The organism is Geobacillus sp. C56-T2 (assembly GCF_007829715.1).
Classification (GTDB): domain Bacteria; phylum Bacillota; class Bacilli; order Bacillales; family Anoxybacillaceae; genus Geobacillus; species Geobacillus icigianus.
In genome coordinates this window covers 874,939-887,877 of sequence record NZ_VJWB01000001.1, presented here as the reverse complement: position 1 = coordinate 887,877, position 12,939 = coordinate 874,939, and the positions used below count along the sequence as shown (strand labels likewise).

Annotated in this window: 11 protein-coding genes; 3 read left to right on the top strand and 8 right to left on the bottom strand. The window is 50.1% G+C overall.

Annotated elements, in window-relative coordinates; translation table 11 throughout:
• Positions 1–67: 67 nt before the first annotated feature.
• From GC56T2_RS04570 to GC56T2_RS04550, 5 genes are all read right to left on the bottom strand, one after another.
• Positions 68–895 (bottom strand): carbohydrate ABC transporter permease, encoded by an 828-nt coding sequence (locus GC56T2_RS04570; protein ID WP_144973386.1) that lies wholly within the window; start codon positions 893–895, stop codon positions 68–70.
• 14 nt (positions 896–909) lie between these two features.
• Positions 910–1,809 (bottom strand): carbohydrate ABC transporter permease, encoded by a 900-nt coding sequence (locus GC56T2_RS04565; RefSeq protein WP_144973384.1) that lies wholly within the window; start codon positions 1,807–1,809, stop codon positions 910–912.
• Between the two features lie 126 nt (positions 1,810–1,935).
• Positions 1,936–3,204, bottom strand: coding sequence for an ABC transporter substrate-binding protein (locus GC56T2_RS04560; RefSeq protein WP_144973382.1), 1,269 nt, complete (start codon positions 3,202–3,204; stop codon positions 1,936–1,938).
• A gap of 60 nt (positions 3,205–3,264) precedes the next feature.
• Positions 3,265–5,361 carry an amylo-alpha-1,6-glucosidase gene (locus GC56T2_RS04555; RefSeq protein WP_144973380.1) on the bottom strand — a complete coding sequence of 699 codons (2,097 nt, stop codon included), beginning with the start codon at positions 5,359–5,361 and terminating at the stop codon, positions 3,265–3,267.
• Positions 5,362–5,537: 176 nt separating this feature from the next.
• Entirely contained in the window at positions 5,538–6,554 is a 1,017-nt protein-coding gene (locus GC56T2_RS04550) for a LacI family DNA-binding transcriptional regulator (RefSeq protein ID WP_144973378.1), read from the bottom strand.
• Between the two features lie 178 nt (positions 6,555–6,732).
• Between GC56T2_RS04550 and GC56T2_RS04545 the strand changes: the two genes are divergently transcribed.
• Positions 6,733–6,933: an alpha/beta-type small acid-soluble spore protein gene (locus GC56T2_RS04545; protein ID WP_033018461.1), complete on the top strand. Its 201-nt coding sequence runs from the start codon at positions 6,733–6,735 to the stop codon at positions 6,931–6,933.
• A 12-nt stretch (positions 6,934–6,945) separates the two neighbouring features.
• On the opposite strand, the gene GC56T2_RS04540 is transcribed toward GC56T2_RS04545, so the two are convergent.
• The 3 genes from GC56T2_RS04540 to bcaP form a co-directional block, all read right to left on the bottom strand.
• Entirely contained in the window at positions 6,946–7,977 is a 1,032-nt protein-coding gene (locus GC56T2_RS04540) for an anti-sigma factor domain-containing protein (RefSeq protein WP_144973376.1), read from the bottom strand.
• Positions 7,974–8,723: an RNA polymerase sigma factor SigI gene (sigI, locus tag GC56T2_RS04535; protein ID WP_370454518.1), complete on the bottom strand. Its 750-nt coding sequence runs from the start codon at positions 8,721–8,723 to the stop codon at positions 7,974–7,976. The genes GC56T2_RS04540 and sigI overlap by 4 nt, the downstream gene beginning before the upstream one ends.
• A 516-nt stretch (positions 8,724–9,239) precedes the next feature.
• Positions 9,240–10,655 (bottom strand): branched-chain amino acid transporter BcaP, encoded by a 1,416-nt coding sequence (bcaP, locus tag GC56T2_RS04530; protein ID WP_144973372.1) that lies wholly within the window; start codon positions 10,653–10,655, stop codon positions 9,240–9,242.
• A gap of 318 nt (positions 10,656–10,973) precedes the next feature.
• Between bcaP and GC56T2_RS04525 the strand changes: the two genes are divergently transcribed.
• Entirely contained in the window at positions 10,974–11,315 is a 342-nt protein-coding gene (locus GC56T2_RS04525; protein ID WP_144973370.1) for a DUF485 domain-containing protein, read from the top strand.
• Entirely contained in the window at positions 11,315–12,850 is a 1,536-nt protein-coding gene (locus GC56T2_RS04520; protein ID WP_144973368.1) for a solute symporter family protein, read from the top strand. The genes GC56T2_RS04525 and GC56T2_RS04520 overlap by 1 nt, the downstream gene beginning before the upstream one ends.
• The last annotated feature ends 89 nt before the right edge of the window (positions 12,851–12,939 follow it).

Here is a 12,939-nt window from a genome sequence, read left to right as displayed (position 1 = left end):
ACCTTGGTACAGCCTTATCAAAGCCCTTTCTTCCGTTCTCAACGCGCACACAGAAACAAACCCATCTTTATTTCCCGCCCGTAAACGAAATCCCTTTTATAAAATAGCGATTGAAAAACGCATAAATGATCAATACCGGCAAAGTAAACACCATGGAGACGGCCATGATGTAGTTCCAATAACTGATGTATTGCCCTTTGAAGCTGTTCAGGCCAAGCGGTAGCGTAAACAGCTGCGGATCCGACAAAATAATAAGCGGGCGCATAAAGTCGTTCCACGAACCCATGAAGACGAAAATGGCCTGAGCCGCCAGCGCCGGGCGGGCGAGCGGCAGCACGATCCGGAAAAAGGTTCCGAACCGACCAAGGCCGTCAAGCTCCGCCGCTTCTTCCAACTCTCTTGGAAAGTTAATGAAAAATTGCCTCATCATGAAAATAAACGTCGCGTTTATCATCGTCGGCACAATCATGCCTTGATACGAGTTCAACCAGCCGAGCTGTTTCAAAATCAAATAGTTCGGAATCATCGTCACTTGAGCTGGAACCATTAAGACGGCCAAAATGATCAAAAACAGCGGTTTTCTCCCGGGAAATTGCAGCCGTGCGAGCGCATAGCCAGCCATCGAGTTAAACAATAAGTTCAGCACCGTGACGACGACCGCAATCACTACGCTGTTCAAGAGCCAACGCGGAAACAGCTCCTGTTCCACAAAAATTTGCTTGTAGTTCTCAAGCGTGAAGTGGTTGGGAATCAACGAAATCGTACCGCTGACAATTTCCTCAAGGGTTTTGAAGGAAGAGGATAGGGCCCATAAAAAAGGAATGAGCGTAATGACCGCATAAATCACAAGCACCGCATACAGCAAGGCTTTTCCGATCCGTGTTTTTTTCCTCATTCGTCCTCAACTCCTTAATAGAGGGACTCCTCTTTCGATAACTTTCGTTGCAGCATTGTCGCCACGAGAATGACGATGGCTAACGCAAATGCCAACGCGGCCGCATATCCCATCGTCCCTAACGTTTTGAACGCGTATTGATAAATGAGAAGCACCACGGTTAACGTCGAGTTGTTCGGCCCGCCAGAACCGGCCGAGAAAATGTACGATTGGTCGAATAACTGGAATGTTCCAATTAACCCCATAATCACGACAAACGACGTCACTGGGCGCAAATAAGGGATGGTAATGTGCCAAAACTTCTGCCAAGCATTGGCCCCATCTAATTCCGCAGCTTCGTACAAGGAATCAGGAATATCTTGCAATGCCGCCAAGTAAATAACCATAAAATACGGAGCCGTCGACCATATATTCATGATCATGATCGCGTTCAAAGCAACGTCTGGATCGCCTAGCCAATTGTAAGTCGGCAGTCCAACCGCTTCAAGCACATGGTTAATGAAGCCGTTTTGGTTGTACATCCACATAAAAATAAGGGTCAGCACGGCAGAGGACGTTAATGTTGGCAAAAAGTAAACGATGCGGAAAAACTTTTCTCCTTTTAACCCTGCGTTTAAAGTAGCCGCCAATACAAGAGCCAAAACGGTCTGACAAGGAACGACAATAACGACGTATTTCACGGTGTTCCACAACGCGATTTTTGCCCGAGTATCATGCGCCATGCGCGCAAAGTTATCAAACCCTACAAACTCAAAAGATGCCGTTCCTAACAGCTGCACTTTATGAAATGCTAAAAAAACGGCAAATACGATCGGACCGATGATGAATAAAGCAAGCACAAACAAAGCGGGCAACAGGAAGGCGTAGGCCGCTCCTGTTTCTCGCCACATTCGCTTCGTTCCTGTCCATTTCATTCGTTTTCATCCCCTTGCGCTCAAGTCACTGTCCCCTTCTTCCGCACGCAGCCACAAAGCCGCAGTTAGCAAAGAAAGAAACAGCTCGCGGCAGAGGAAGAACCCCTCTGCCGGAGGCTTGGTCATTTATTTGCCTTCAATTTCTTTGTTCGCTGTTTGTTCCGCTTCTTTCAACGCCTCAGCAAGCGGACGCTCCCCTAAGAACGCACTGATAAATTGGTTGTTAAAGTTGTTAACAATAATCGGCAAGTTCGTCCCGTTCTGCCATACCGTAGCGTACGGGGCGCCAGCCACTAATGGCGCACGCAGCGGGTCTTTATCAAACCCAAGCTCGGCGGCAACCGATTTGCGCGTCGGCAAGGCATAGCCTTTACTTGTCCACGTCTTCATCCCTTCTTTTCCGGTCAAATACGAAATCAGCTCCCACGCCGCTTCTTTCTTTTTCGAATCTTTGTTCATGACATACGCCACCGTATACGCCATCGTCGCTTTTTTGCCATTGATCATCGGGACTTCAGCCGTTCCAAATTCTAAATTCGGAAATGTATCTTGCAAAAACGGAATCGCCCAGTTGCCTTCAATGACCATCGCTGCCTTGCCTTGGCCGAACATCTCGCCGCCCCATGTGGCCCCAACTTCATTCGGCTGAGCCGCCGTTTTCTCTTTCAAGTGCATATCAACGATCGGCTGAAGCGCTTCCACCACTCGTGAATCGGCAAAACTAGCTTTGTTGTCCGTGACGACTTTGCCGCCTTTGGACTCGGCGATATAGTACAGCCGGGCCAATTCTGGAGCAACGCCAAACCCGTATACTTCTTTCCCTTTTGTCAGCTTTTTCGCCGCTTCTCTCAGTTCATCCCACGTTTTCGGCACCTCGACGCCTGCCTCTGCAAACATTTTTTTATTGTAAAACAGAGCTAACGTCGAATAATCTTTCGGAAAACCGTAGATTTTTCCGTCTTTCCCCTTAAATGCGTCGAGCATCGGCTTTTCAAAATCGTTCACATCAAACTCATCGGTCACATATTTGTCAAGCGGCTCGAGCGCCCCTGTCTCAATGAGCGCCGGAGCTTCAAACGCATCGAGATAAAACACATCCGGCCCTTGTCCCCCTGCCAAGCGGGTTTTAATGACATCCATATACTGATCGGCGATGACCTCATACCGAACTTTGATATTCGGATGTTTTTTCTCAAAATCATCAAGCGTTTGCTTCAGCAGCTTTTGCTCGCTAGGATTGCCGCCCCAGCCGGCCAGCGTGACCTCCACTTTCTCTCCTTGCTTCGTTCCTCCGTTTGCCTGTTCACTTTTTTCACCGCCTCCACAACCGGACAAAAGACCGCCAAGCAGCACCGTCGTAATGCCTAGCGTCGCCATCCATTTTGTTTTCGCCATGGAAACAACCTCCTTAACAATGGTTTATATCCACAGAGAGAGGAAATCCCCTCTCTGTTTTTAACGAATGACAACATCCCATCCTGTCGTATTTTCGTCGATTTGAACGTCAAACGTTTCCGGCCCGCGCATGACGGTCAATGACAACCGTCCGCCGCCCATCGGGATGTTTTCGACCCGCAATACGTTCATCGTATCAAGCAGCATCGGCGACAAGTAAATTTTCTTTTCCAATGCGTTAGGAAACAGTCCTAATAAAGCTTGGATAAACACGAGCGGCGTCCCGGCTGCCCACGCTTGCGGCGAACAGGCAACGGGATAGCGAACCGGTTTGCCGGCTAGGCGGCTGTATCCGCAAAACAGTTCTGGAAGTCGATCATATTCAAAGTAGTTCGCCGCTTCGATCAATCCTTCGATCACGGCCTTCGCCTCAAGGCGTTTGCCCATCTTGCTTAGCCCGAGCAAAATCAAGCTGTTGTCGTGCGGCCATACGCTCCCGTTATGATAACTCATCGGGTTATATGCCGCTTCTCCTTCCCCCATCGTGCGGATCCCATAGCCGGAAAACATTTTCGCCGAAAGAAGCGTGCGAACTACCGCTTCGGCCCGTTCATCGGCAAGCATTCCCGACATCAGCACATGCCCGGGGTTGGATGTCACGGTTTTCACTTGTTCTTTGTTTTCATCTAAGGCAATGGCATAAAATTGCACATCTTCCATCCAAAATCGTTCCTCAAATTTCGCCTTCAACGCCTCGGACTGGCGCCGCAGCTCCCGCGCACGCTCCGTCTCCCCAAGATGGTCAAAAATATCGGCAAGGGCCGTTTTCGCATGATACACATATCCTTGCACCTCAACAAGAGCAATCGGCGAACGGGCGTACTCGCCATTTTGATGCACAATGGAATCTCCCGAATCTTTCCAACCTTGATTGGCGATGCCTTTGCTTGATTGCTGATGGTATTCAACAAACAAGTCGCCGTCACGATCGCCGTACTGATCGATCCAAGCGAGCGCGGCGTCAATAGGTTCGCGCAGTTGATCGACCAGTGCAAAATCTCCTGTCCACTTGACGTACTCAGCCAGCAACACCAAAAACAGCGGAGTCGCATCAATCGTTCCGTAGTAAGGAGTAAACGGGATTTGATTCGTGTTGGCCAGTTCGCCAAATCGAATTTCGTGCATGATTTTTCCTGGCTGCTCATCCCGCCACGGATCTTCTTTTTTTCCTTGATATCGGGCCATCGTGAGCAATGTCCCTTTGGCCACCTCTTGGTTAAACGGGAGAAGTTGCAGCGCGGCGATCAAGCTGTCGCGGCCGAACGGCACACCGAACCATGGCAGTCCGGCAACAGGAAATGGCCCGTATCCCAAATCGGTCATTAACACCCGCAAATCGATGATTCCCCGGCGAACGAGGCGTTCTAGGCGCTGATCATCGGTGATCATGTTCGCCGTCTTCTCCTCCCAGCGGTCATATGATTGTTTGAGACGGCAAAGCGCCTCCGCTAACGGTACGAGTCGTTTTTCCTCCCCTTCGCCTACATGGGGGATAATCGTAAACGTAACGGTTTGCTCTTCGGCGTGCTGGAGGGCAAAATCAAAAGTAATGTCCCCATGTTCCGACACCGCCTTTTCCGGCCGATCCCAAATGACTTCGGTCGACCGCCTGATCCCGTCCGCTCCCACATAGCCAAACGTAAGAGAGCGGGTGCCGATCATCTGTCCGGTCCGTTTGCCTACTTCCCCGCTCTGAAATCCGCGTACGATAAACATATCGGCAAAGTCGGCATCGAGATGGACACTCATTTCAAAACGTACCGGCTTAGGATGATAGTTTTTTAGTTTGATAGTTTCATAGAGAGCGTTGTCGTATATGAAGCGCTTTCGTTCAATTTCCAACGATTCCCGCCATAACACCACTTCGCCGTTTTTCTCCATGTGCGGATTCGTCAACAGAATCGTAGCAACATAATTTTCCGCCGCATCAGACGACAACAACACCGGTTTTTCCCCATTGATGCGCAAATCCCATTTGCTTAAAAAACGAGTGTCTTTCGTGTATAAACCGAGCCCATACGGATGATGCTCCGGAATATTTCCTTCGCGATCCGTCAATAAAAATACATCGTTTTCTTTGATCACACGGTAATCCATGTTGCTTCCCCCTGCTGATGGTTTTGATCCAATTCCGAAACGTTTCGGGATCGAAATAACAAAAAATCCAGCTGAAAACGTTTTTATTAACGAACAAATTTTCTTTCCTATCCCGAAACGTTTTCAGTTTTTAAGAAAAAAATTTCGCCTGCCTTCTTTGAAAAAGAAGGGGAAGGTTAATTGATCCCCTTAACCGTTGATTCGCGAATTTTTAGCTCTATCGGCAGCATTCTCACTCGCGACTCCGCCCTTCCCTCCAACATAGCGATCAGCAGCTTGGCGGCTTCATAACCCATGGCGAACTTGTCCTGAGCGATCGTTGAGAGCGGAGGCGACGAATAGGAAGCTAAAATAATGTCGTCATACCCGATGACGGCAACATCATCCGGCACCCGTTTCCCAAGCCGCTTGGCCGCTTTGATCACCCCTAACGCCATCAAATCGCTGGCGCAAAAAAAGGCCGTGATCTCTGGATAATGCTCAAGCAGCCGCAACGCCTCTTGTTCAGCAATCTCTTCGCGAAACGCCCCGTCCGCGATCCAATATTCCCGCACCGGCAGCCCGGCGTCAAGGAGCGCTTCCTTAAACCCTTTCACCCGCTGTTCGCTTACAAAAGCATACTCATAACCGTTGATCATGGCAATGCGCCTATGGCCAAGCTCAACTAAATGACGCACCGCCATTTTGGCTCCCTCAACATTGTCGGTCGTAACGTATCCAACCGTCTTCGACTCAATCGGAATGTCGATTAAGACGCAAGGGATGTCGCTTTCCACCACCTCGTGCAAATACGGGTCATCGGTGCGAATTCCCTGCAAAATCACCCCATCAACGCGGCGCTCGCGGCACAATTGCGTGTACGTTTTTTCCCGTTGTTTCGTTGAGGTTGTACTGAACAGCACCATGTCATAATCGACTTCACTCACATACTCGTTGACCCCCGCCAATACTTCAAATGTAAAATTGTCCTTGGCGCTTTCTTTTGTAAGTCCGGAAACGAGCAAGCCGATCGTTTTCGTTTTGTTCATGACAAGCCCGCGGGCAAGCGTATTTGGACTATAATTGAGCCGCTTGGCGATATCGATGATTTTTTGTCTCGTTTTTTCATTTACATCGGAATACCCGTTTAAAGCGCGCGAAACGGTTGTCACGGAAACGCCGGCGGCCTTAGCGATATCCTTGATGGTTGTCACTGCCATTCCTCCAAAACGTTTCGGATCTTTTGCTGCTCTTATTATAACGAAAAACAGAAAACGTTTGCAACGACTTTTTTCATCATCTTGCCTCCCTTTAATTCCCACCTATATCCCAGCAACGGTTTGCTTATACTAATGATGCCACATCGAAACATGACGAAGGAGGCAAAAAAGAATGGCACGTGGAAGCAACAAACTGCTTGTTCCAGGCATTGAACAAGCATTGGAACAAATGAAATACGAGATCGCCCAAGAGTTTGGCGTACAGCTTGGGGCTGGCACTGTTTCGCGCGCCAACGGCTCTGTCGGCGGAGAAATAACGAAACGGCTCATCGCTCAGGCGCAAAGCGAGCTGACGGGCCGAAGAACGGAATAAAGCCGAGCGCAATCACTCGGCTTTTTTTGTGTTGCCATCCGTTGCTTTCGTCTTTCGGTCGGTCTCGTTTGGAGCGAGCGAACCGCGTGTAGGGTTGCCTTTTCCCTCCCCGGCCCGTTTGTTTTCATCATGACCGCCCGGCCGCAGAGGACGGGCGGTCCCATTGTTTTTCCCTTTGGGGGACATTTTGTCCGCAGGGGACGGTTTTGAAGGGGAATCAGCGTTTTTCCGCTGATGCGGCGGCTGTTGTTCGTTTTTCTGCCCCTTCGGTTTGGGCTCATCGTGATGTTTCTTCGTTGGTGCCGACGGCTTCGTGGACGACGGCGACGGTTCGTTTCCTTTTTTCCCTTCCTTCTCTTTGCTGTTTGGCGAATGAGAGGGCGATGGCGGGACAGGTTTTCCTTTTTTCTCGATTTGCAGCAGCTTTCCTGTTGTCATTCCCCGTTTGACGGCTCGATGGCGCACTTCCATCGTGCTCTGTTTCGTTGTGACGACAATCTGTTCATCGGCTACCGCTTGCCGGATTTCCGCGAGCTCGGCGGACAGCTTCCGTTCCGAAGAGGGGTCGCGTTCAGTTTCCACCGTCGTAATCAGCACCTCTCCCCCCGCTCTTAAATACCCTTTTTGTTCACTCAAAGCAATAATTTGTTTCGCCACCGTTGAAAACGGTTCGCTTTTCCATGCTGAAAGCGCCGCGAGCACGTCGCTCCCTTCTTCATTATAGGCTTTGAGCGTCAATACGCGCAGCTCATCATCCACTCCGGCTTCAATGCTCGGGTTGATGTCGATCGACATATACGCGTACACCGCATCGGCGGGCCGCTGTATCCAAGTGGCCACCAGCAGCGCGGCAGCGATGACGGCGCTCACAAGAGCGTATCGAAAGGAGCGGCGCCGAAACGGAAACGATGAATGGACCGGTCGCGCCTCAATTTCTTCCCCTATTTCGTACTCTCGTTCTTTTTTTAGCTGTACGAATTCTCCTTCCGGCGTCAGCACCGTGACGAACTCTTCGTCCCATTCGAGCACAATCCCCTTTTTCATGATGAAAGCACCCCTTTTATATAGTCCTTTAAGTAAAGATAATCACCCGCCAAAATGACCGCGACCGCAATAATGTATTTTCTGTTTCTCTCGATGGTTTTGCGGCTGACGGATGCCATTGTTTCGAGCTGTTTGATGGGCAATTGCTTTTTCTGAAACAAGAGGGCAAGCCATTCCTCGTTTTCAACCAACAACTGGGCGACACGAACAGCGTTGAGACGGGCATCCTTATGTTTCGGTGACTGTTCAACCAAATCATGGAAATCAATGCCGAACTGTTTTAGCACCTGCCGGTAGTGAATGATTTCTTCGCGCCGCTGTTGCTGCTCGATCTGCTTGTAAAACTCATCAATGGACAGTTTGGCATCCAAATACGTCTGGGCTGCCTGTTCGCTGTCCTCGCCGTCCTCAACGTGCCAGACCGATTCGCGCATTCGCGCCTCTTTCCGAATGTAATCGATCAACCGCCGCTTAATGAGCAGCTCAGCGAAGGAGAGAAACGAGCCGCCCTTGTGCGGCGCATATTTTTCGATCGCCTCATTGAATGCAATCAACCCGATGCTCGCCTCATCATCTTCCTCACGGATGAACCGCTTGCAGACGCTCGAGGCGGTTTTGGCGATAAACGGCTTGTATTGCTGGATCAAGTCATTGCGCAACGCTTCATTCCCTTGCTGGATCTCTGCCACCGTCCGTTCAAGCGTTCTCTCTCTCTTTTTCAATAATGTGCCAAACATCGATTTCACCCCGCTTAAATGAAACGGACTGACGCTCTTCTTTACACTATTCGTACATCGTAACGGAAATGTGGGCGTCGTTCAAGAGAAAGGTGTCGCAACCGGGGAACTCGTTTAGAAGGTTGGTGATTTAGTGCAAAATACTGCTGATTCCATCCGTTTCTCAATGAGAGAAGCCTTGCAAAATCAGCTTTCTTTTCTGAATGAAAATGCCGCCGATTCGTGTGTGACAGCGGTTTTTCACCACCCCTTTAGAAAAGACGGCTGAAACATCACCGGTTCGCTCGCTGGGTAAAAATCAGAAATAGAAAAATCATCCTTATGGTGTAATACCGATGATTGACTCGTGGCAGCTGTGTTTCACCGACCTGCTTGAGAAATGTGGCCGGCCCCGGTGTTCCCGTCCCCTTTCCAAGCTCCATTTGCCCAACCTCTGTCCGTTTTTCCGCTGCTTAGCCGTCCGAAGCAAAAAAGAGGTTGTCCAAACGACACCGTTTGGATCAACCTCTCTTCTTTTGACAATCGTCAGCCGACTTTCTCTTCTTTGGCACCCGCCTGATTGAGGACGCTGTGCTTGCGACCATACACAAAGTAAATGACTACGCCGATTAACAACCATGAGATAAAACCGATCCATGTCGTCATCGGAAGCTGAAGGACTAAATAACCGCAGAACAAGACAGCCAAAATCGGAACGACCGGGACGAACGGAACGCGGAAAGCCCGTTTTAAATTAGGCTGGGTCTTGCGCAATACCAACACGCCGATTGAAACGGTAATAAAGGCAAAGAGCGTGCCGATATTCGTCAGTTCGGCCAATTTGTTGAGCGGGATGACGCCGGCAAACACCGCTACAGCCGCTCCAGTCAGCCACGTATTAACATACGGCACTTGGCGCGTTGGGCTGATGCGGGCAAACACGTTCGGCAGCAACCCGTCGCGGCTGATGGCGTAGAAAAGGCGCGTCTGTCCATACATCATCACGAGAAGCACCGTCGTAATGCCGGCGATCGCTCCGAGCGAAATAAAACCAGCGACCCAGTCTTGATTGATGTAGTTTAACGCGAACGCCACCGGGTTTTTCACGTTCAATTGATCGTACGGAACGATGCCCGTCAGCACGAGCGAAACGGCGATGTACAATAACGTGCAGACAAGCAGCGACACAATGATGCCAATCGGCATATTGCGTTGTGGGTTCCGCACTTCCTCGGCAGCTGTTGACACGGCGTCAAACCCGATATAAGCGAAAAACACTGTTGCAGCGCCGGTCGCAACACCTGCAAACCCGTACGGCATAAACGGTGTCCAGTTTTCCGGCTTGACATACCAAACGCCAACCGCTAAGAAAAGCAAGATGACAGCCACTTTAATAAAAACGACGATCGTATTGAAACGGGCTGATTTTTTCGCGCCCATGTTCAGTAAAAACGTAATGAACAAAATAATAAGAATAGCCGGCAAATCGATGATTGTGCCTTTCTCCGGGTCATATGCGCTCGTGAGCGCCTTCGGCAGCTCAATGCCAAACCCAGCGAGCAAGCCTTGGAAATAGCCGGACCAGCCAACGGCAACCGCCGATGAAGCGACGCCGTACTCCAAAATCAAATCCCATCCTAAAATCCAAGCGAACAGCTCGCCAAATGTGGCATAGCTATATGTGTACGCGCTTCCGGACACCGGTACGGTCGAAGCGAACTCCGCGTAACAAAGCGCCGCGAACACGCACGCTAACCCGGATAAAATAAACGAGAGAACGAGCGCTGGACCGGCATGCTCTGCCGCCGCCACCCCGGTCAAGACGAAAATGCCCGTCCCGATGATGGCGCCGATGCCGAGCATCGTCAAATCGAACGCCCCTAATTCCTTGCGCAGCGAAGCTTCTTTCGCCACCGATTCATTGATCAGCAAGTGGATCGGTTTTTTACGAAACAAACTCATAGATGTCTCCCCTTGTCGTTTTTTGTAGAAATTTGTTGAATTTTATCGAAAAGTACAGTTAGCATTCTACATGATGATGGTTTTTTTGTAAAGTGCGAAAATAAGAAAAACAGCAAAAAATTTTTTCCGTTTGGCGCGCCAAAGCAAAAAAATTTTTCGTTATCGATCAAATAAAAACAATTTACAAATTTTTCAGTCAAATGTATAATGAACATGTGACAAATTTGTGACAAGAAAGGAGGACGGTCTTTCCAACCAGTGGTGCGCGTTGATATCTCGTTTTGAAAACGTTTTAATTCAAACTAAGGAGGGATTTTCATGGCCGTCAAAAAGCAATCATTTTCCGAGCCGGTCGGCGCCAATTACGAAGCGATCGCCCAGTCCGCTTCATTTCGCGCCCTCATCCAAGCGAAGAAACGCTTTATCGTTCCGGCGACCGTCTTTTTCTTCGTTTTTTACTTCACCCTTCCGGTATTAACGTCGTATTCGAAAGTGCTCAATACTCCGGCGATCGGACCGGTCAGCTGGGCTTGGCTGTTTGCGTTCGCGCAATTTATCATGACATGGGCTTTATGCATCCTTTATTCGAAACGGGCTGCTAAGTTGGACGACATCGTTGAACAAGTAAGGCAAGAAGCGAAGGAAGGAGGAAACGCTTAATGAACGGATTAGCCTTTTTCCTCTTCCTCGTCATCGTCGTCTTGACGCTTGTCATTACGTACTACGCCTCGAAACGGACGAAAACGACGAGCGAGTTTTATACGGCCGACAGCAGCCTTACCGGCTGGCAAAACGGGCTGGCCATCGCTGGCGACTATATGTCCGCAGCGTCTTTTTTGGGCATCGCTGGCATGATCGCCCTGACCGGATTTGACGGTTTCTTTTACAGCATTGGGTTTCTCGTCGCCTACCTTGTCGTCTTGTACATCGTCGCCGAACCGCTGCGCAACCTCGGCAAATACACGATGGCCGACATGATCGCCGCCCGTTTTGATGATAAAAAAGTGCGCGGTGTCGCCGCCTTGAATACGATCGCCATCTCGACTTTTTATATGATTGCACAACTTGTCGGCGCCGGCGGCCTTATTAAGCTCCTGCTCGGGCTCGATTACATTTATTCCGTCTTGATCGTCGGCATTTTAATGACCGTGTATGTCGTGTTCGGCGGCATGACAGCGACAAGCTGGGTGCAAATCATCAAAGCCGTTTTGTTGATGGTCGGTACGTTTATCATTTCCATCATCGTCTTTGCTAAATTCGACTTCAGCATCGCCAAAATGTTCCACGAGATGAAAACGGCAACACCACTTGGTGAAGCGTTTTTAAACCCGGGCAACAAGTTTAAAAATCCGCTGGACACGATTTCGCTCAACTTGGCGCTCATCTTAGGGACGGCTGGATTGCCGCATATTTTGATCCGCTTCTTCACCGTCAAAGACGCGCCAACCGCGCGCAAGTCAGTCGTTTATGCAACATGGGTTATCGGTGTTTTCTATGTTTTGACCATCTTTTTAGGATTTGGTGCCGCTGCGTTTGTCGGTCATGATAAAATCGTCGCCGCTGACCCTGCCGGCAATATGGCGGCCCCGCTGCTAGCCGAAGCGCTTGGTGGAGACTTCTTATTCGCATTTGTTGCCGCGGTTGCCTTTGCCACGATTTTGGCGGTTGTCGCCGGACTTGTGTTGTCAGCGGCCTCGGCGTTTGCCCACGATTTTTACAGCCATATTTTGCGGCGCGGCCAAGCAACGGAAAAAGAACAAATGTTGGCGGCGCGCTGGGCATCGGTCGGCGTCTCGGCACTATCAATTTTGTTAGCGCTGTTCGCGCAAAAAATGAACGTCGCCTTCCTCGTGTCGCTGGCCTTTGCGGTGGCGGCGAGCGCCAATTTGCCGACGATCGTGTTCACCATCTTCTGGCGCCGTTTTAACACGACTGGGGCGATTACCGGGATGCTTGTCGGGCTCATCAGCGCCTTGGTGCTCGTCTTCTTCGGCCCGAACGTCTGGTCGCCGCAGCCAGGAGCCGCCATTTTCGTCGGCGAACCGCTCTTTAAGCTCGCCAACCCGGGCATCATCTCAATCCCGCTTGGCTTTATCGGCGCCGTCATCGGCACGCTCGTTTCGTCGAAAAAAGCGGACGAAAAGAAATACACCGAAATTGTCGTCAAAGCGAATACCGGAATCGGACGGGTGTAACGCCACGAACAAAGAGCTGGCCCAAAGCGCCAACGCGTTTTGGGCCAGCTGAAAATGAGTGCTACAGCAGTTTGTACATATAATATTCG